This is a genomic window from Streptomyces sp. NPDC012794, from assembly GCF_042901085.1.
Taxonomy (GTDB): Bacteria; Actinomycetota; Actinomycetes; order Streptomycetales; family Streptomycetaceae; genus Streptomyces.
This window is the reverse complement of record NZ_JBIBCI010000002.1, coordinates 75,555-94,408: the sequence shown is the minus strand read 5'-3', so window position 1 is coordinate 94,408 and position 18,854 is coordinate 75,555. Positions and strand designations below refer to the sequence as shown.

Here is an 18,854-nt window from a genome sequence, read left to right as displayed (position 1 = left end):
GCCTCGGTGCGCGGCTCCGCCGTACGGGACTCTGCCGTACGGGGTTCGGCCGTACGCGGCTCTGCCGTACGGGGCTCCGCCGGTCGCGGCTCCTGGCGGCGCGGCTCGTGCGGGCGGAGCTCTTGCTGGGGAGGCACCTGAGGCGCAGTACTGGCCGGCACGGTCACGCCACCCCTTCGGTCAACTCATCGGTCAAAAGCGGTCATAGCATCACAAGAGATGTGCACTATGTGCAAGCACCGTATATAGCCGTGTTGAGGGCAAGTTGGGCATTTAGGCGTATTCTTTTTACCGGCTCCCCCGGCCGCGAACGCGAAAGGTCCCCCACCCGTCGGAGTGGGGGACCTGGAAGTCCGGAAATCGCTTCGGCGTACGGTTTCAGTTCACCAGTTCGGTGATGAACTCGCCGATGCCCGAGGCCGCATCCGAGATGCCCTGGAAGCCTATTCCCACCATCTCCGCCGCCCGCTTGGGCTGGGTGATGATCACGAAGAGGACGAACACGGTGAGGACGCCCGTGATGAGCTTCTTGGTGTCCATGAACGGTGTCGGCCTCCCCAACCGGCGCTGCAAAGTCGGGTGAGTCTAACCGGTCAGGTTTGGTCACTCACCTGACCTTTAAGGACCAATGACCCGCTGGTTGGGGCCCTTTGCCGCTGAGCGCCGGGTCGGGGGCGCAGCAGGATGGAACGCGAGCCCACCGGTTCTGGCAGGAAACCGGTGGGTGAGGGACCGGACCTCACTGCGGGGTCCGAGCCGCGGGCTTCCCCCTGACCGCGGCTCGGACTGGCAGGTCCGTCCTCACCGGGGGAAGTGGCTCGTCCCCCCGATGGCCACTTCCCCCGTCCCCACCGTCGAAGGTCCCGGCTCCGGTCGGGGCCTTCTTCGCGTCTGGGGGGCGGGGGAAGGACGGGGAGGCGGGGCCGGCGGCGGGGTTACTGGATGGCGCCCAGGAGACCGAGGACCGGCTCGACGGGCGCGATCACCGGGGTGAGCTGGTCGGGCACGTCGGCCAGCTGGTTGAGCTGGTTGGCCCCCTGGCTGAGCCTCGCGCCGATCTCGGGTACGGAGGGCTGCGCGCCGGCGGGCATGCCCGGGGCGGCGGCCGGGAGGTCCGGGAGGGCCAGGGGGGTCACGCCCACGGGCGCGGCGGAGGCGGCAGGTGCGGCGAGGCCCGCGGCGGCCCCCGCGAGGGCGAAGGCGGCGAGCATGCGCTGGGTCTTGGTCATGCCGTGTCAACGGCCGAGCGGACGGCCGGTCACGGCGGGGACGCACGAGAGCCCCGGTTCGTACGAACCGGGGCTCCCAAGAGCGGTAGTGGAGGGATTTGAACCCCCGATGGGTTGCCCCATACTCGCTTTCGAGGCGAGCTCCTTCGGCCACTCGGACACACTACCGAGAGAGATCCTAGCCCACGGTGGGGAGTGGTTTGCAAATCCGCAGCACGTGGCGCTGCTCACCGCTCCCGGAAGAAGTCGGTGAGCTGCCGCGCGCACTCCTGCTCCAGCACCCCGCGGATCACCTCGGGGCGGTGGTTGAGCCTGCGGTCGCGCACGAGGTCCCAGAGCGACCCGGCCGCGCCCGCCTTCTCGTCCCCCGCCCCGTAGACGAGACGCGCCACGCGGGACTGGACGAGCGCGCCCGCGCACATCACGCACGGCTCCAGGGTCACGACCAGCGTGCATCCCGTCAGCCGCCACTCCCCGAGCCGGGCGGCCGCCCGGCGCAGCGCGAGTACCTCGGCGTGCGCCGTGGGATCCGCGACGGCCTCCCGTTCGTTGTGCCCGGTGGCGAGGAGCTCCCCGCCGGGACCGAGCACGACGGCACCGACCGGCACGTCGCCGGCCGGTACCGCCAGGGCGGCCTCCTTCAGCGCCAGGCGCATGGAGTCCCGCCAGGGATCCCGTACGGGATCGGGGCCGTACGGAACGTCGTGCTCGGAGATCACTAGCGGACGGCCTCCAGTACTTCGGTGGCGCCGAGCGCGTCGGCGATCTCCGTGAGGGCGTCTCCGTCGAGGGTCAGCAGTTCCTTGTGGCCGACCCCGAGGTCGTCCAGCAGGCGGGGGTCGCCGAGGGGGCCGGCGGGCAGGGGCTCGGAGCCGGAGCGCGGCTCGTCGTCCTCGTCGTCGGTCTCGTCCGTGTAGGCGGCGACCGGTTCGCCGTCGCCGTCCTCGGTGCCGTCCAGGTCCAGGTCGTCGAGGTCCTCGTCCTCCTCGTCGGTGCCCAGCAGTTCCTTCGTCAGCATCGCTCCGTAGGAGCTGCGGTCGGCCACGGAGGCGTTCGAGACGAAGTACCGAGGGTCCTCCTCTCCGTCCACGCGGATGACGCCGAACCAGGCGTCCTCCTGCTCGATGAGGGCGACCACCGTGTCGTCGTCGACAGCGGCGGACCGTGCGAGATCGATCAGATCACTGAGGGACTCGACGTCGTCGAGTTCCATGTCGCTCGCTTCCCACCCGTCTTCGGTGCGCGCGAGCAGTGCGGCGAAGTACACCGTGACTCTCCCACTGGTCATAGGCGTGCCGGTTGGAGGTCCCCCCGGCCGGAGGTTGGGGTGTGCACGGCCGTGACGCCCGCCGTCCGCACCCCGCCCAATCGGCATCGTGGCAGAAACAGCGGCGTTGCGAGAGGTCTTCCGCACGGCGGCCGTGTCGCGGCGCCGGTCGTACGCCGGGTCGCGGGGGTGGTCCGGGGACCGGTGCGGGCGCCGCCGGTACGGGCCGCGACGCGCCCGGCCGCGCCCCCGCTCACCAGCGGAAGGTCCGCATCCGCATCTGCTGCCGCATCCGGGCCGCGCGGGCGCGCCGGGGCTGGACCCGGTCGCGCAGCTCTCTTGCCTCGTTCAGATCGCGCAGGAACTGCGCGCGTCGCGCCCTGCGCTGCGCCGCCGTCTCCGGCGTCTCGTAGGCCTCTCTCGCGTCAATGTCGTCGGGCTGCGTCTCCGGCATCGGCACCACCCCAGGCTGGTCCGGTCGTCCTCCTCCGCCGTCGCGAAGCAGACCCCCCGCGTTCCCACCTTCCCCCGGCCGGCTCGTTTGATGCCACCTTCGCGCAGATCACCCCAGGTCAGGGGTCGGGCCGCGACAGCGCCGGCGGTCAGGGCGCGCCGTCCTCCTCCGGGAGGGTCGGTACGACGGCCACGGGGCCGTGCGCGTGCTGGAGCACCGCGTGCGCCACCGATCCGATCAGCAGGGACCGTACGCGCGGGTGGTGGCGGCCCACCACGACCAGCGCGGCCGACCGGGACGCCTCCACCAGCCGCCCGGCCGCGTTGCCGGGCTCGGTGGCCTGCTCGACGGGGACGTCCGGGTACCTGGCCCGCAGCTGCTCCAGCCGCCGCGTCTGGGCCCGCAGGGTCTCCCGTTCGGCCGGCACCGTGTCCCCCGCGTCGGCGAGCGCCTCGGGCGGGACCACCGCGAAGGGGGCGCCGAGCAGGTTGGCCGGGCCGGGCGGGACGGCGTACGCGGAGACCACCTGGACGGTGGTCGCCCGTGCGGCGGCTTCCGTGAAGGCGAAGGTCAGTACCGACTCGGGGGTCTCGGTGACGTGCAGCCCGAGCACCACCTTGCCGGCCGAGGGCTCCGCGGCCTCCCCGGCAGGACGGGCCGCCGCGTCGCGATCGGAGTGCGGGACCACCACCACCGGGCAGGACGCGGTGGTGGCCACGGCCCTGCTGTTCGAGCCCAGCAGCAGCGTGGCGAACCCGCCGCGCCCCCGGGAGCCCATCACCAGCATCCGGGGCGAGTCCTCGGCGCTGATCACCCGCAGGGCCGCGGGAACCGAGCCCTCCAGGGACTCGTAGCGGACCTCGCGGGGCAGCTCGGGAGAGGCCTCCAAGAGGGCGCGTACGCGGTCGGTCACCGGGTCGGCGTGCTCCTCGGGCTGGTTCGGGTCGTGCAGCGCCGAGCGGCGGCCGGCGTACAGCTGGGTGACGTCGGGCAGCACGTGGGCGACCAGCAGCCCGGTGCCGTGCCGCAGCGCCGCAGCGCGGGCCCATTCCAGGGCGCGGAGGCTGTGCTCGGATCCGTCGACGGCCGCGATGACCGGTCCGTTGCTCACGAGTCCAGGGTGCTGGGGGGCACGGCGCTCCGCATCCCGGGGCCCGCGGCGGACGCGGAGCGGTGCGCACAGCGCGTAGCCTTTTGCCAGTGGGTCGCGAACAGGCGGCCGTTTTTTCGCAGGTAGCAGGGTCTCGCAGTTCGCGGATCGCAGATCGAAGCCCGGCTGAGTCTTGGAGGATGTTGTGCGTTTGCAGGTCGTCGATCACCCCTTGGTGGCGCACAAACTCACCACGCTGCGCGACAAGCGCACCGACTCCCCCACGTTCCGGCGGCTCGCCGACGAGCTGGTGACCCTCCTCGCGTACGAGGCCACCCGCGACGTGCGCACCGAGCAGTCCGACATCGAGACCCCGGTCGGCCCGACCACCGGCGTCAAGCTGTCGCACCCGCGTCCGCTGGTCGTCCCGATCCTGCGCGCCGGCCTCGGCATGCTGGACGGCATGGTGCGGCTGCTGCCGACCGCCGAGGTGGGCTTCCTGGGCATGGTCCGCAACGAGGAGACCCTGGAGGCCTCCACGTACGCGACGCGCATGCCCGAGGACCTCTCCGGCCGCCAGGTGTACGTCGTCGACCCGATGCTGGCCACCGGCGGCACGCTGGTCGCCGCGATCCGTGAACTCATCAAGCGCGGCGCCGACGACGTGACCGCCGTGGTGCTGCTGGCCGCGCCCGAGGGCGTCGAGATCATGGAACGCGAGCTCGCGGGCACGCCGGTGACCGTGGTGACGGCCGCCGTGGACGAGCGGCTCAACGAGCACGGCTACATCGTGCCGGGCCTGGGCGACGCGGGCGACCGCATGTACGGCTCGGCCGAGTAGCAGTCCTTCCCCCGGAGGGGGATCAGCACCGCGCGGAGGGCGTGGGCGCGGGGTTGGCCAGGACGGCCAGCGCCTTGTCCGCGTCCTCCTTCGTGCTGAGCTCCTTGAAGGCGTCGCCGAGGATCAGGTCGATGTCCGCGCCCTCACGGGCGTCGGTCTGGGTGGCGAGCCCGGTGAGCTGGGTGCCGAGGACGGAGTAGGCCGCCTTGTCGGTGCGCGGAGAGCCGAGCAGTATCCCGGTTCCCTGGACCTTCTTGTCGAAGTCGGCGGGGGCGTTGCCGACGTGGCCGACGGTGAAGCCGCGCTTCTTCAGCTCGTCGCCGACGGCCTTGGCCAGGCCCGAGCGCGGGGTCGCGTTGTAGACGTTGACGGTGATCTGGCCGGGCTGCGGGAGGGCGACCGCGGGGGCCTTGGAGGCGGCGGGGCCTGCGTCGGGCGCGGTGGCCGGTTTCACGGCGCCCGCGGGCTTGGCGGAGGCCGTCGGGCAGTCCTTGCGGGCCGCCGCCATATTCCGCTCGCCGCTGCCGTCGCCGCCGAACACGTCGATGAGCTGCAGCGCTCCGTAGCCGAGGAGGGCCAGGGCCACGACGCATCCCAGCAGGGCGAGGACGATCTTCCGGCGCCGCCTGGGACGGCTCATACGGGGGTAGGCAGCTCCCGTGACGCGGTACTTTCCGCCCATGCCGGGGGGAGTGAGCATGCTCATGAGCGGCAGCGTAGTGCCGTACCGGAATGATGCCTACTAAATGATGAGTTGATCGGGTGAGGGCGACCCGAAAGGCGCAATCAGTCCATCTCGAGGACGCGTGCGTGCAGGACCTGGCGCTGCTGGAGGGCCGCGCGCACGGCGCGGTGCAGCCCGTCCTCCAGGTAGAGGTCGCCCTGCCACTTCACGACGTGGGCGAAGAGGTCCCCGTAGAAGGTGGAGTCCTCGGCGAGCAGGGTCTCGAGGTCCAGCTGTCCCTTGGTGGTCACGAGCTGGTCGAGCCGGACCGGGCGCGGGGCGACGTCCGCCCACTGCCGGGTGGTTTCCCTGCCGTGGTCGGGGTACGGCCGCCCGCTTCCGATGCGCTTGAAGATCACACGGAAAGCCTACCGGGCCGGTGCCTCCGGGCGCAGCCTCGTCCGGGCGGTGCAAAAGTGGCAGACAGGCCTATTACGGGAGGGATACATGAGCCAGGGCACCGACTCACCCGATCCGGCGGACCCGCCCGGTCCGACTGGGGAAGCCGCGGCCGCACCGCCCCGCTCGGCCGGGGCGTCCGGTCGGGCCGCCGCCGAGATCGCCGCCGGGTACGCCTTCACCGGCCCCGCGCTCCACCTGGGCGCCCTGCTCTGGGACGGGACGTGCCTGCCCGAGCGGCAGATCCGGATCCCGCTGTCGATGCTCAACCGGCACGGGCTCGTGGCGGGAGCCACCGGCACCGGCAAGACCAAGACGCTCCAGCTGATCGCCGAGCAGCTGTCCGCCCACGGGGTGCCCGTCTTCCTGGCCGACATCAAGGGCGACGTCTCCGGCATCACCGCGCCCGGCGCGGCGGACGGAAGGACCGCGGCGCGGGCCGCGCAGGTCGGGCAGGAGTGGAAGGCGGCCGGCTGCCCCGGCGAGTTCTACTCCCTCGGCGGGATCGGCCCCGGCATCCCGGTCCGTGCGACCGTGACGGCCTTCGGGCCGGTGCTGATGTCCAAAGTGCTCCAGCTGAACCGGACGCAGGAGCAGTCCCTCGGCCTGATCTTCCACTACGCCGACTCCAAGGGCCTGGAGCTGATCGACCTCAAGGACCTCCGGGCCGTGGTCGCCTTCCTCGTCTCCGACAAGGGGAAGTCCGAGCTCAAGGGCATCGGCGGACTCTCCACGGTCACCGCCGGAGTGATCCTGCGCGCCCTGACCGCATTCGAGCGGCAGGGCGCGACGGAATTCTTCGGCGAACCCGAATTCGACACCGCCGAATTGCTCCGGACCGCCGCCGACGGGCGCGGAGTGGTCTCCGTACTGGAACTCCCGGCAGTTCAGGACAAACCACAGCTTTTCTCTACATTTCTTATGTGGCTGCTCGCCGATCTCTACGGCGGGCTGCCCGAAGTCGGAGATCTGGAGAAGCCCAGACTGGTCTTCTTCTTCGACGAGGCGCACCTGCTCTTCAACGGGGCCTCGAAGGCGTTCCTGGAATCCGTCACCCAGACCGTCCGGCTGATCCGCTCCAAGGGAATCGGCGTCTTCTTCGTCACCCAGACCCCCAAGGACGTCCCGGCGGACGTGCTGGCCCAGCTCGGCAACCGCGTCCAGCACGCCCTGCGCGCCTTCACCCCGGACGACGCCAAGGCCCTCAGGGCCACGGTGAAGACCTTCCCCCGCTCCGCGTACGACCTGGAAGAGACGCTCACCGGGCTCGGCACCGGCGAGGCCGTCATCACGGTGCTCAGCGAGACGGGCGCCCCCACCCCGGTGGCCGCCACCCGGCTGCGCGCACCGCAGTCGCTGATGGCGCCGGTCGGCGCCGACGCCCTGGAACGGGCCGTCACGTCATCGCCGCTGTACGCGCGTTACGCCGAGCCGGTCGACCGCGAGTCCGCGTACGAGAAGATCACCGCCGAACAGGCCGCCGCCGAGGCCGAGGCGGAGGCGGCCGCCGCGGCGGAGGAGTCCCGGAAGCGGGCCGCGGAGGAGGGGAAGGCGGGGAAGGCCGCACGCGGCGCGCCGGAAGCGGAACCCTCCCTGGTCCAACAGGTCGTGGGGAGCGGACTGTTCCGCTCCCTGGCGCGGTCGATCGGGACGCAGCTGGGACGGGAGATCTCGCGGTCGGTCTTCGGAACGGCGCGGCGGCGCCGCTGAGCCGGCGTCACCCCGCGGCTCCTCCAGACGGAATCGAGCGAACCGGCTGCCGGCCCCGCGCCGGGCGCTGACAGACTCGGGGGCATGCGGACCGAACTCACCGACACCACGTCCAGCAAGATCGGCCGGGCGCTCCTCGACGCCCGCCGCGCCGTGGGCAGCCACACCATGGGGCTGGTACTGACCCTCGTGATCGTCACCGACGAGGAGAACGCCTACGACGCGCTGCGCGCGGCCTCCGAGGCCTCGCGCGAGCACCCGTGCCGGATCATCGCGGTGATCAAGCGGACCTCGCGCGGCCCGGAACGCCGACGCCGGACCCAGCTCGACGCCGAGCTGCGCGTGGGATCGGACGCCGGGTCCGGGGAGACCGTGCTGCTGCGCCTGCACGGCGACCTCGCCACCCAGGCCGGCTCGGTGGTGCTCCCGCTGCTGGCACCGGACGCGCCGGTGGTGGCGTGGTGGCCGGCCGACGTCCCCGCCGATCCCGCCCGCGACGAGCTGGGCGTCCTGGCGCAGCGCCGGATCACCGACTCCCAGGCGGCGCCCGACCCGGTCGGCGTGCTGGCCGCGCGCGCGGCCTCGTACGCCCCCGGCGACACCGACCTGGCCTGGACCCGGCTCACGCCGTGGCGCTCCCTGCTGGCCTGCGCGTTCGACCAGAGGCCGCTGCCGGTGACCGCCGCGACGGTGGAGAGCGAGGCCGACAACGCGAGCGCCGAGCTGCTGGCGCGCTGGCTGGAGGACCGCCTGGGCGTGCCGGTGACCCGGGTGGCGACGGCCGGGCCGCTCATCACCCGCGTCCGGCTGGAGACCTCCGCCGGGGAGGTGGTCGTGGACCGCCCCACCGGCTCGCTGGCCACGCTGGTCCTGCCCGGCTGGCCCGACCGCAAGGTCGCGCTCAAGATCCGCAGCACCGCCGAGCTGATCGCGGAGGAACTGCGGCGGCTCGACGCCGACGAGGTCTACGCCTCGGTGCTGCGCGCCCGGGTGGCGCGGTCGGCGTAGGGCCCGGCTTACGCGGTCGGGCTGCCGATGGGGTTGCCGGGGCCCCGGGGGCCGTCTCGGCCCGGCTGCCCCGCGCGTCAGGACGGGGAGCGCTTGGCGGCCTTCTGGGCCTGCTTGTACTCGCGGACCTTCGCCAGTGACTCCGGGCCCGTGATGTCGGCCGCCGAGCGGTGGACCCCCGGCAGGCCGTAGCCGCCGGCGGCCTCGCGCCAGCCCTTCGGGCGCACCCCGAACCGCTTGCCCAGCAGGGCCAGGAAGATCTGCGCCTTCTGCTCCCCGAAGCCCGGAAGCGCCTTCAGCCGGGCCAGCAGTTCCGCACCCGTGGCGGCGTCGGCCCAGACGGCGGACGCGTCGCCGCCGTAGTGCTCCACCAGGTACGCGCACAGCTGCTGGATCCGTTTGGCCATGGAGCCCGGATAGCGGTGCACGGCGGGCTTCTGCGACAGCAGCGCGGCGAAGGCCTCGGGGTCGTGGGCGGCGATGGCGTGCGCGTCGAGGTCGTCGGTGCCGAGCCGTTGGGCGATGGTCCACGGCCCCGAGAACGCCCACTCCATCGGCACCTGCTGGTCGAGGAGCATGCCGGTCAGCGCGGCCAGCGGGCTGCGCGCGAGCAGGGCGTCGGCCTCGGGCTGCTGCGCGAGCCGGATGGTGATGTCGTCCATGCCCCCAGCCTCCCCCGGGACCGCCCGGCAGCGCGGGCGGCACGCGGTCGCCGCGCGATTGTCAGACCCCCCGCCTAGCGTGGGATCGACAGGGCAAGCATGCGTACTGGACGACAGACGACACAGGAGTCGATCGACCATGGCTGAGTTCCCGGAAGGCGCCCCGTGCTGGGTGGACGCGATGTTCACCGATGTGGAGGCCGCCAAGGAGTTCTACGGCGACGTGCTGGGCTGGACCTTCGGCGAGGCCAGCAGCGAGTACGGCAATTACACGCAGGCGTATTCCGACGGCAAGGCGGTCGCGGCCGTGGTGCCGCCGATGCCGGGCGGTGACGCGCCCTCGCAGTGGTGTCTGTACTTCGCCTCGCGGGACGCCGCCGCCACCGCCGACAAGATCAAGGCGGCGGGCGGGACGCTGGTGATGGAGACGATGCGGGTCGGCTCCTTCGGCACGATGGCGATCGCCCGGGAGCCGAGCGGCGCGGTCTTCGGGGTCTGGCAGCCCGGCGAGCACAAGGGCTTCGAGAAGCTGGGCGAGCCCGGCGCGTACGCCTGGGCGGAGGTGTTCACCCGGGATCCCGACGCGGCGGACGAGTTCCTGTCGAAGGTCTTCCCGTACGAGTCCCAGCAGATGGAGGCCGGTGACGACCCGGAGGCAGCCGGGATGGACTTCAAGGTCTTCAGCATCGGCGGCCCGCGGAACCCGGTGCTGGGCCGCATGCGGATGGGCGAGGACTTCCCGCCGGAGATCCCGTCGTACGTGCAGGTCTACTTCGCGGTGCCGAACTGCGACGAGGCGGTCGAGAAGACCAGGAAGCACGGCGGGCAGCTGCACTTCGGGCCGATGGACAGCCCCTTCGGCCGCTTCGCGGCGCTCACCGACCCGCAGGGCGCGGCGTTCGCGGTGATCGACCTGTCGACGACGGTCGGGGAGATGCCGGAGTTCGGCTGACCGGCACGGCCGTACGGTCCGGCCTCCGGCTCAGTCCCAGGGGGTGGGGCTCCACGGCGCCGCCGTGCCGACGGAGATCCCGTCGGTGCAGGGGCCGCAGGTGCCGGGGGTGGGGCTACGGAAGGCCCGGTCGCAGGTGTCGCAGCTCTGGAAGGGGTCGGGCGGGACGTAGGCGGCCTTGCGGAAGAGGGGTGCCAGGGCCGGGGGTTCCTGGACGGAGAGGCGGTGGGCGATCAGTCCGGCCGGGTTGCGGACCGAGTCGGGGATGTTCGCCGTCAGCACGGCGATCACGGCCTCCTTGCTCGCCCCGCGCTCCGTCCAGACCTCGGCCTTCCCGGAGAGCAGCTCGATGTCCCGCTGGCCGAGCAGCAGGCGGTGGTCGACGCGGCGCAGCTCGGCGAGCAGGGCCATGGCGGCCTTGCGGGCGGGGGAGGGCCCGTCGTCCACGGGCGGAGCGGCCGACGGGACGTCGGGAGCGGGGGCGGGGGTGTCGGGCTGCGGCTCTGGCGCCGGGAGCGGCTGCGGCCGCGGTGCGGGCTCGGGCTGTCCGGGCTCGGGCTGCGGTGTGGCTTCGGGCTGTGGTTCCGGTTCCGGCTCCGCGATGGGCTCGGGCTCGGGTTCCGCGACGGGCGCGGGCTCGGGCTCGGGTTCCGCGACGGGCGCGGGCTCCGGCGCGGGCTCCGGCGCGGGTTCCGGTGCGGGCTTCGGCTGGGAGGCCGGCGGCCGCTCGGCGCGGGCCATGGCGGCGGCCTTGGGGTGGTTGTAGGACACCGCACGGGTGACGAACCGGCCGTTCGGCAGCTGCTCCCGGACCCGCTCCAGGTAGCCGAGCGCCTCCAGCTCGCGCAGCGCCGCCGCGATCCGGACCTCCCCCTCCGGCACCCGCTTGACCAGCTCTTTGATGCTGATGGGTGTTCCGGGCGGCAGCGACTGGATGTACGCGCCGAGGCCCCGGGCGGTCAGCGAGAGGGCGGGGTTCTGGAGCAGGTGGTTCCCGATGACGGTGTACCGGGATGTGTGACGGACGTTGGAGTGATGAACGCCGTACGCCGCGCGCATGCGCACGCTAGTGTGCTTGAGAGCCATGGGGAAGCCGGTTACTTCCTGCTTGGTGAGGCCCTCGTTCGGGATTGCCGTCCCGGCGGGGGCCGCTTCATGTCTGGGGTGGTCGGGGCGAGCATATGCCCGGCAACCGGTTCCAAATCCAGCCGAGTTGGACTTGTTCACCCGTGTGAGTGAGGCGGCCTCGCCGGGGAGGGCTGGGTGGGTTGGGCAAGGTGTTTTCCCCCGGTACTGCGTAGCAAAAGAAACGTACGGCCCCACCGACCCCCGGATAACCGCGAGCCGGTGCCCGGGCCGGAAGCCCGTCAACCGCGCGGCGGCCCGCGTACGTCCTGAGGGTGAGGAGCGGGAGGAGTCCCGCGTACGGAACAGGAGCCGGGGAGTTGGGGAGCGGATGGACGGGATCGACGAGCGCCTCTTACGGGCGCTGCTGCGCGAACAGCATCCGGACCTCGCCGCGCTGGAGATCCGTCCGGTGGCCGATGGCTGGGACAACCAGCTGTGGCGCCTCGGCGACGGGCTGGCCGCGCGGGTCCCGCGTACGGAGCGCGCTCCGGGGCTGCTCCTGAAGGAGCGCGCGTGGCTGCCCGTACTGGCCCCGCACCTGCCGCTCCCGGTGCCGGTGCCCTTGCGCGCCGGCGAGCCGTCCGCGCTCTTCCCGAGGCCCTGGACCGTCGCCGCCTGGGTCCCCGGCGACCCCGCCGACCGGGTCCCGATCAGCCGGGGCCACGACGCCGCCGGCCGGCTGGCGGCCTTCCTGCGGGCCCTCCACCGGCCCGCTCCCGACGGCGCCCCCGCGAATCCGGGCCGTGGCGTGCCGCTCGGCACCTTCCCGGCCCCCGCCACCGGCAGGCGGCTCCGGGCGGTCTGGGACGCGGCGGTGGCGGCCCCCGCCTGGGGCGGCCCGCCGGTCTGGCTGCACGGCGACCTCCATCCGGCGAACGTCGTCGTCTCGGACGGCACGCTCGCGGGCGTGGTCGACTTCGGCGAGCTGTGCGCCGGAGATCCGGCGACGGACCTGGCGGCGGCATGGCTGCTGCTCCCCGGGGCCTCGGTGTCACGTTTCTTCGCCGCGTACGGGGAGGTGGACGCCGCGACGGTCCGGCGCGCCCGGGGGTGGGCGCTCCTGCGGGGCCTCGGCCTCGTCGAGATCGGCCGGGCGTGGGAGCGGGGCCTGCCCGGCGGCAAACGGACCTGGGGTCCGGCGGGCCGAGCGGCGCTCGGGCGCGTGGTGCGGGACTGACCGGTACCGGGGTAGGGGGGCGGTGCCCGCCGTTCACTCGATGTAGAGGCTCAGGCCGTGCCCGATCGCGATCCGGCCCGGGTGGACCGCGTGCACCACCCGGCCGTCGCAGTGCGGGCCGTTCCACACCCAGGCCACCCCGTCGGTGAAGTTGGCGACCTCCGAGGGGACGAAGTCGCCCAGCGGGAAGCAGCCGCTCGGGTCGTCGTACCGGACGCCGTCGATGAACAGGACCCCCTGGGCGGCCTGTGCCGTGCCGGGGGCCGCGAGCGCCAGTACCGCGGCCGCCGCGCACGCCCCCAGCAGCCGCGCCGTCTTTCGCATCGTCATCGCCCGCCTCGTTCCTCTCGTCTGACCAGTCGTCATGACCGAAGGTAAGGGACGGTTACGTTCCGTGATACGGCGTGCGGTGGTGAAGCGGGGGCGCGTGAGGGCGGCCGTGCCGCCGGCCCCGGCTCAGCGGCCGGTGAAGGCGGCGGCGTTCTCGCGGGCCCACTGCCCGAAGGTGCGGGCGGGGCGTCCGAGGAGGGTCGCGGTGGTGTCGGCGATGGGCGCGGGGCCGCGGTTCGCGGCCTCCCACAGGTCGAGGAGCGAGGAGACCATCGGCGCGGGCATGTGGGCGGCCATCCGCCGCTCGGCCTCGGCGCGGGTGATGTGCGCGACGGTGATCTCGCGGCCGATGGCGTCGGCGAGGATCGCGAGCTGGCCGCGGAAGGTCAGCGACTCGCCGCCGGTCAGGGTGAGCCGACGGCCGGTGAGGGAGTCGCCGGTGAGGGCCTCCACGGCGATGTCGGCGATGTCCTCGGGGTGGATGGGCGCGATGTGCGCGTCGGGGTAGGCGAGCTCGACCGGCAGCGACCGGCCGATGGAGTACGCCCAGCCGAAGGAGTTGCTGGCGAAGGCGTCCGGGCGCAGGAAGGTGCAGGTCAGGGTGGAGGCGGCGAGGGCCCGCTCGACCGTGAGGCTGTGGCCGGCGAGCGGGTCGTTCTCGGCGTCCGGGCCGAGCACCGAGGACGAGGACAGCAGTACGACGTGTTCGACGCCGGCGGCCTCGGCCGCCGCGACCAGCTCCTGGATGCCGGCGGGCTCGGGGTAGAGGAAGACCTGCCGCACGCCGTCCAGCGCGGCGGCGAAGGTCTCGGGCCGGTCGAGGGCCAGCTTGTACGTCCCGACGCCGGCCGGGACGGTCAGTTCGGCGGGACAGGCGCTGGCCGCACGGACGGTGAGACCGGCGGAGTGCAGGCGTTCGAGGACGGCCCGGCCGACCTTGCCGCGGGCGCCGGTGGTGAGGATGGTCATGGGGTGCTCCGGTTCGTTGGCCGCCGGTCGTGAGGGTGCGGCCCGGTCCGACGGAATTCCTTGAGAGTCGAGAACCCGGTCTCCCACCAAGGACCTCGGCCGGACCCTGGTCCTCGACCTGGAGGCCGTGAGGTCGTGAGGTCGTGAGGTCGCGCGGCACGGCGCCCGCTCCGCCGTCACCGGCGCTCGGCTTCGCGTACGCCACCGCCGGCCGGGGCGACCGCGAACGCCCCGGCCCCGACGCCTGATGCCGGCGTACGTCGCCTCCCGCAGGCCCCGCGCCGGCGCGAGCGCCGGGCCCCGGGAGCGCCGCACGGGAACAGGCAGTGTCCACCGCGCGGGGGCGGACACTGCCTGGGGACCCGGCCGCTCAGCGAAGCCGGCGCGTTCCGCCCCGCTCCACCGCCGGGCGGCCTCGCCGGCTCCGACGGCCGGCCGGGCCGGGGGGCTTCACTTCGCGCCGACCGCGTACCGGTAGGAGAACTGGACGATCTTCCAGACGGTCTCCAGCTCCTCCGCGGTCCGGGGCCCGTAGATGAGCGTCACCGGCTGCGCCGGGTGGTGCACGCCCCAGCCCGCGGCGATGACGTCGGCCTCGGCGTCCCGCGGCAGCGTCAGGTGCAGCGAGCCGTCGTGGTGGGGGTGGATGTGCGCCCACTCACGGCCGCGCTGGAAGGCCTCCACCGGGCCCGTGCCGATGCCCTCGGGGATGAAGAGAGAACGGGCGTGCGGCACCGAGACCAGCGTGGGCGCCATGTAGACGTACGGCAGCGCGCGCATCCGCTCCCACAGCTCCTCCTGCAGCATGATCGGGGAGATCTGGGAGCCCTGGCCGTGCGGAGCCGGTCCGAAGACCCTCGGCGCGGCGCCTTCACGGGGAGTCAGGATGAGCATGGCGGTGTTCCTTTCCGGCCGGTGACCCGGCCGCAGTGAATGCCAGACGGAGCTGCGGTACGTCAGCCCGGACGTTTCAGACGGTCGACTTGGCGGCGAGCTGGTCGAGGACCTGGAGGATTCCGGTGACGACCTCGCTGTCGTCGCCGGGGTGGGTGTCGGCGAAGCGGGTGAGGGAGCGGGGGAGGGCGAGCCGCGCCTGTTCGAGCACGGCGGCGCCGGCGATACCGGCGGACTTGCGGGTCTCGTCCTGGGCCCAGACCCCTCCGTAACTGCCCAGGGCGGTACCGATGACGGCGACCGGCTTGCCGGTGATCGCGCCCGTCCCGTACGGACGGGACAGCCAGTCGATCGCGTTCTTCAGCACGGCGGGGATGGTGCCGTTGTACTCGGGCGAGACGAACAGCAGCGCGTCCGCCCCGGCCACCGCCTCCCGCAGGGCCGCCGCCGGGCCCGGTACGGCGCCCGCGACGTCGATGTCCTCGTTGTAGAAGGGGATTTCCGCCAGACCGGCGTGGATCTCGACGGAGACGTGCTCGGGCGCGTGCTTGACGGCCGCCTCGGCCAGCTGCCGGTTGTGCGAGCCGGCCCGGAGGCTGCCGACGAGGGCGAGGACACGCACGGTCATGGTCGGACTCCTTGCTGAGAGACCTGAGGGACAGGCCGCGGCGGGTACCGCGAAGCTGCTCCCGACAGTAGGCAGGGGCGGCTACCGGCCGGATCAGTAAGGTTTCTGGCAGCGGCTACGTAAGCCGGCGGTTGCGCACGTCAGTGCTGCGTAAGCCGGCGCCTGCGTAAGCCCGTCAGGGGCGGCGCGAGCAGCGAGGGGGGAAGCGGCACATGCTCTACGGACGGCAGACCGAGGAAGCGGCGCTGGACGCACTGCTCGGCGCGGCGCGCGAGGGGCGCGGAGGCGCGCTCGTCCTGCGCGGGGAGGCGGGCATCGGCAAGTCGGCCCTGCTGGACCGCGTCTCGGAGGCGCCGGTGCACACGGTGCTGCGGGTGACCGGCTGCGAGGCGGAACGCGACCTCGTCGGCGCCGCCATGCTCCAACTGCTGTGGCCCTTGCAGGACGTGGTGGCGCAGCTGTCCGGCCCGCAGGCGGAGGCGCTGCGTACGGTACTGGGCGGTTCCGCCGTCCCCGCGGACCGGTACACCACCGGGCTCGCGCTGCTCACCCTGCTCGCCCACCTCGCCGAGTCCGGCCCGGTGCTCTGCGTGGTCGACGACGCCCAGTGGCTGGACCAGAGCAGCGCGGACGCCCTGCTGTTCGCGGCCCGCCGGCTCGACGCCGAGCCGGTGGCGCTCGTCTTCGCCGCGCGGGAGGAAGGGTTCGACGCGCGCGGTCTCCCGGAACTCTTCCTCCCCCGCCTGGACCGGCAGGCCGCCGCGAAAGTGCTCGACCGGTACCGGCTGCCCGCCCCGCGACGCGAGCAGGTCCTCGAGGACGCGGACGGAAACCCTCTCGCACTCCTGGAGTTCGGCCGGAGCGACCGCACCTCAGGGCCCTCCGCCGGCCGGCACGTCACCGACCGGGTGCTCGCCTCGTTCCGCGACACGATCGCCGAACTCCCCTCCGACGTCCGGCTGCTGCTGCTCACCGCCGCCGCCGACAGCAGCCGCGACCTGGCCTCCGTACTGGCCGCCGTCGACGCGCTGGGCGGCAACGGGCCGCAGGCGCTGGAGGCGGCGGAACGGTCGGGGCTGCTCCGGATCGACGGCGTCCAGCCGGCCTTCCGGCACCCGCTGATCCGCGCCGCCGCCTACCAGAGCGCCGCCTCCGTCCAGCGGGCCCGCGTACACCGCGAGCTGGCCGGCCTGGCCGCGGACTCGGACGCCCGCGCCCGCCACCTGGCGCTGGCCGCCCTCGGACCGGACGCCTCGGTCGCCGCGGAAGTCGCCCGGGCGGCGGACCGCGCCCGGGACCGGGCCGCCCCCGCCATCGCCTGTGACCTCTACCAGCGTGCCGCGGCCCTCACCACCTCCCTGCCGGACCGCGGACGCATGCTGCGCCGCGCGGCCGCCGCGGCGGTGGGCGCCGGGGACCTGCGCCTGGCCGGAGTACTGGCCGAACAGGCCGGCCCGCTCGCCACCACCGGAACGGACCGGGCGGCCCTCGCCGAGGTCCGCGCCGCCGTGGAGTTCGAGCGCGGAGACCAGGCCGCCGCGGCGCGCCTCCTCGTCGCAGGCGCCCCGGAGGCCGAGCCCGGGCCGGCGGCGTCGATGCTGCGCACCGCGGCGACGTACGCGTGGTTCTCCGGCGACGCCGACTCCGTGCGCGCCTGCGCCGGGCTCCTCCCCGGCGACCACACCGTCCAGGGCATGGCCGGGCTGGTGGACGGCGACCACCGCGCCGGTCTCGCAGCCCTCGCCGAGGCCGTCGCCGAGGGCGGACCGGGCATGCGTCCCGTCTACGCCGCGGCCCTGCTCGGCGATGACGGCCGGACGGAGGAACTGGTCGTCGCCGAAGTGGCCCGCAGACGCCGCGCCGGCCTGGTCGGCGGACTCCCGGAGGCCCTCCAGATGCTGGCCCGGCTCCAGGTCATCCAGGGCCGGCACCGCGACGCGGAGGCCTCGGTGGCCGAGGCCCGGGCCGTCGCCGAGGACTGCGGCATGCCACAGCGCATCGGCCGACTGGACGTGGCCCTCGCCCGGATCGCCGCGATCGAGGGAGACCCCGAGCGCTGCCGGCCCGTGGCCGGGGGGCCGGTCGACGGCGGGATCGCGGTCGCCTGCCTGCTCGGCCTGCTCGACCTGGGCCTGGGCCGCTACGAGGACGCCCTGGTCCGCCTGGAGTCGGCGTGGACCCGCCCGGCCCACTACATGACGGCCCTGGTGGCCGCGACCGGCGACCTCGTCGAGGCCGCGGTACGCCTCGGCGCCCCCGAGCGCGCCCGGCTCCCGTGGCAGCGCCTGGTGTCCTGGGCGGAGGCCGGGGGCCAGCCCTGGGCCCGGGCCCTCGCGCTGCGCTGCGAGGCGCAGCTGACGGGACGGGAGGACGCGTACGCGGAGGCCGAAGCGCTCCACGCGAAGAGCGGGCGCCCCTTCGAGGCCGCCCGCACCCTGCTGGTCCACGGCGAGTGGCTGCGCCGCGCCCGCCGCCAGGCGGAGGCCCGGGCCCGCCTGCACGAAGCCCTGGAGATCTTCGAGCGCCTTCAGGCCACCCCCTGGGCCGACCGCACCCGCGCCGAACTCCGCGCCGCGGGCGAGTCCGCCACCCCGGCCGTCCCCACCGCCCGCGCCCTCGCCGACCGCCTCACCCCGCAGGAGCTCCAGGTGGTCCGCCTGGCGGCGGAGGGCCGCAGCAGCCGCGAGGTAGCCGCCCTTCTCTTCCTGAGCCCGCGCACGGTGGAGCACCACCTGTACAAGGCCTACCCGAAGCTGGGCATCCGGTCCCGCACGGAACTGGCCCGCCTGAACCTGGACTGACGGCCCTCGCGATCACCTTCGTCAGGGACTGCCCTTGCTCGTCCGCCGAAGAATCCAGCCGCGGGCGGCCGCGGGCCGCGCGTCATCACGATCGCGGAGACCGAAGCGGGCATCCAGGGGACTGCGGATCTGGTGCGATGACCCGCTTTTGAGCGGGCGCTCGCCGACATCCGTGATCAGTACCGAGACCGGCTCGCCACGGTCGGAGAGCGGGAGGCGCTCGCGTACCTCGCGCTGCACCGGAGGCTCAAGAGCGCCGGGACCAGCATCGATCACCCGATGCGCTGATCGCCGCCACCGCGCCGGCGAACGGCTGGACGCTGGTGAGCCGCAACATCAAGCAGCTGGCGAGATCAGGCGTACTCCTGCTGAATCCTTGGGAGCACGGTGGGTAGCCATCGAGGCTGGAATGCGGTAGATCGTCCGACTGTGTCGTAAATGACGGAGACGGGAACTGAGACCACGCAACGCGGAAGGCCCCGGCCGGTTTCCCGGTCGGGGCCTTCAAGTGCCCGGTGAGGCACTGGCGGAGGATACGAGATTCGAACTCGTGAGGGGTTGCCCCCAACACGCTTTCCAAATGTTCGTATG

General features: G+C 73.4%; 20 protein-coding genes and 1 tRNA gene. 6 read left to right on the top strand and 15 right to left on the bottom strand.

All coding sequences use genetic code 11. From position 1 onward, the window contains the following. Positions 1 to 378: 378 nt before the first annotated feature. The 7 genes from ACFY7H_RS03540 to ACFY7H_RS03510 all read right to left on the bottom strand — a co-directional run bounded on the left by ACFY7H_RS03540 (position 379) and on the right by ACFY7H_RS03510 (position 4,061). The gene (locus ACFY7H_RS03540; RefSeq protein ID WP_164720920.1) at positions 379 to 540 is read right to left on the bottom strand and encodes a hypothetical protein; all 162 of its coding nucleotides are present in this window, start codon (positions 538 to 540) and stop codon (positions 379 to 381) included. A gap of 395 nt (positions 541 to 935) precedes the next feature. Beyond that, positions 936 to 1,229, bottom strand: a complete 294-nt coding sequence (locus ACFY7H_RS03535; protein WP_388932477.1) for a hypothetical protein — start codon at positions 1,227 to 1,229, stop codon at positions 936 to 938. Between the two features lie 83 nt (positions 1,230 to 1,312). Further along, positions 1,313 to 1,397 (bottom strand) — tRNA-Ser (locus tag ACFY7H_RS03530). A gap of 59 nt (positions 1,398 to 1,456) precedes the next feature. Beyond that, a complete protein-coding gene (gene tadA, locus ACFY7H_RS03525; RefSeq protein ID WP_388933680.1) occupies positions 1,457 to 1,885 on the bottom strand; it encodes a tRNA adenosine(34) deaminase TadA in 429 nt (142 codons plus the stop codon). 62 nt (positions 1,886 to 1,947) lie between these two features. Next, the gene (locus ACFY7H_RS03520) at positions 1,948 to 2,496 is read right to left on the bottom strand and encodes a hypothetical protein (protein ID WP_388933677.1); all 549 of its coding nucleotides are present in this window, start codon (positions 2,494 to 2,496) and stop codon (positions 1,948 to 1,950) included. 253 nt (positions 2,497 to 2,749) lie between these two features. Further along, the gene (locus ACFY7H_RS03515; protein ID WP_388932475.1) at positions 2,750 to 2,950 is read right to left on the bottom strand and encodes a hypothetical protein; all 201 of its coding nucleotides are present in this window, start codon (positions 2,948 to 2,950) and stop codon (positions 2,750 to 2,752) included. Positions 2,951 to 3,098: 148 nt separating this feature from the next. Beyond that, the gene (locus tag ACFY7H_RS03510) at positions 3,099 to 4,061 is read right to left on the bottom strand and encodes a universal stress protein (RefSeq protein WP_388932473.1); all 963 of its coding nucleotides are present in this window, start codon (positions 4,059 to 4,061) and stop codon (positions 3,099 to 3,101) included. A 184-nt stretch (positions 4,062 to 4,245) separates the two neighbouring features. Between ACFY7H_RS03510 and upp the strand changes: the two genes are divergently transcribed. Next, complete coding sequence (gene upp / locus ACFY7H_RS03505) at positions 4,246 to 4,881, top strand: uracil phosphoribosyltransferase (RefSeq protein WP_388932471.1); 636 nt, start codon at positions 4,246 to 4,248, stop codon at positions 4,879 to 4,881. Positions 4,882 to 4,903: 22 nt separating this feature from the next. Here the strand turns inward: upp and ACFY7H_RS03500 are convergent, their stop codons facing one another. After that, complete coding sequence (locus tag ACFY7H_RS03500) at positions 4,904 to 5,587, bottom strand: LytR C-terminal domain-containing protein (RefSeq protein ID WP_388932469.1); 684 nt, start codon at positions 5,585 to 5,587, stop codon at positions 4,904 to 4,906. 80 nt (positions 5,588 to 5,667) lie between these two features. Then, positions 5,668 to 5,964, bottom strand: a complete 297-nt coding sequence (locus ACFY7H_RS03495; RefSeq protein ID WP_008740979.1) for a type II toxin-antitoxin system VapB family antitoxin — start codon at positions 5,962 to 5,964, stop codon at positions 5,668 to 5,670. An 88-nt stretch (positions 5,965 to 6,052) separates the two neighbouring features. Here ACFY7H_RS03495 and ACFY7H_RS03490 point away from each other — a divergent pair, with 88 nt between their 5' ends. Next, positions 6,053 to 7,714, top strand: a complete 1,662-nt coding sequence (locus ACFY7H_RS03490; protein ID WP_388932466.1) for a helicase HerA-like domain-containing protein — start codon at positions 6,053 to 6,055, stop codon at positions 7,712 to 7,714. An 84-nt stretch (positions 7,715 to 7,798) separates the two neighbouring features. Continuing rightward, on the top strand, positions 7,799 to 8,722 hold the full coding sequence (opcA, locus tag ACFY7H_RS03485) for a glucose-6-phosphate dehydrogenase assembly protein OpcA (protein ID WP_388932464.1): 924 nt from the start codon (positions 7,799 to 7,801) through the stop codon (positions 8,720 to 8,722). Between the two features lie 77 nt (positions 8,723 to 8,799). Here opcA and ACFY7H_RS03480 read toward each other — a convergent pair whose 3' ends face one another. After that, positions 8,800 to 9,384 carry an HhH-GPD-type base excision DNA repair protein gene (locus ACFY7H_RS03480; RefSeq protein WP_388932461.1) on the bottom strand — a complete coding sequence of 195 codons (585 nt, stop codon included), beginning with the start codon at positions 9,382 to 9,384 and terminating at the stop codon, positions 8,800 to 8,802. 139 nt (positions 9,385 to 9,523) lie between these two features. Here ACFY7H_RS03480 and ACFY7H_RS03475 point away from each other — a divergent pair, with 139 nt between their 5' ends. Then, entirely contained in the window at positions 9,524 to 10,336 is an 813-nt protein-coding gene (locus ACFY7H_RS03475) for a VOC family protein (RefSeq protein WP_388932459.1), read from the top strand. 30 nt (positions 10,337 to 10,366) lie between these two features. Here the strand turns inward: ACFY7H_RS03475 and ACFY7H_RS03470 are convergent, their stop codons facing one another. Continuing rightward, positions 10,367 to 11,395: a helix-turn-helix domain-containing protein gene (locus ACFY7H_RS03470; RefSeq protein ID WP_388932456.1), complete on the bottom strand. Its 1,029-nt coding sequence runs from the start codon at positions 11,393 to 11,395 to the stop codon at positions 10,367 to 10,369. A gap of 397 nt (positions 11,396 to 11,792) precedes the next feature. On the opposite strand from ACFY7H_RS03470, the gene ACFY7H_RS03465 reads away from it, so the two are divergent. Then, positions 11,793 to 12,641, top strand: coding sequence for an aminoglycoside phosphotransferase family protein (locus ACFY7H_RS03465; RefSeq protein ID WP_388932453.1), 849 nt, complete (start codon positions 11,793 to 11,795; stop codon positions 12,639 to 12,641). A 33-nt stretch (positions 12,642 to 12,674) separates the two neighbouring features. On the opposite strand, the gene ACFY7H_RS03460 is transcribed toward ACFY7H_RS03465, so the two are convergent. The 4 genes from ACFY7H_RS03460 to ACFY7H_RS03445 all read right to left on the bottom strand — a co-directional run bounded on the left by ACFY7H_RS03460 (position 12,675) and on the right by ACFY7H_RS03445 (position 15,462). Beyond that, complete coding sequence (locus ACFY7H_RS03460) at positions 12,675 to 12,971, bottom strand: hypothetical protein (RefSeq protein ID WP_388932451.1); 297 nt, start codon at positions 12,969 to 12,971, stop codon at positions 12,675 to 12,677. 126 nt (positions 12,972 to 13,097) lie between these two features. Beyond that, complete coding sequence (locus ACFY7H_RS03455; protein WP_388932448.1) at positions 13,098 to 13,940, bottom strand: NAD(P)H-binding protein; 843 nt, start codon at positions 13,938 to 13,940, stop codon at positions 13,098 to 13,100. 450 nt (positions 13,941 to 14,390) lie between these two features. Beyond that, positions 14,391 to 14,834, bottom strand: coding sequence for a luciferase family protein (locus tag ACFY7H_RS03450; protein WP_388932445.1), 444 nt, complete (start codon positions 14,832 to 14,834; stop codon positions 14,391 to 14,393). A gap of 76 nt (positions 14,835 to 14,910) precedes the next feature. Continuing rightward, a complete protein-coding gene (locus ACFY7H_RS03445) occupies positions 14,911 to 15,462 on the bottom strand; it encodes an NAD(P)H-dependent oxidoreductase (protein WP_388932443.1) in 552 nt (183 codons plus the stop codon). 212 nt (positions 15,463 to 15,674) lie between these two features. On the opposite strand from ACFY7H_RS03445, the gene ACFY7H_RS03440 reads away from it, so the two are divergent. Next, on the top strand, positions 15,675 to 18,263 hold the full coding sequence (locus tag ACFY7H_RS03440; RefSeq protein ID WP_388932441.1) for an AAA family ATPase: 2,589 nt from the start codon (positions 15,675 to 15,677) through the stop codon (positions 18,261 to 18,263). Positions 18,264 to 18,854: the final 591 nt, after the last annotated feature.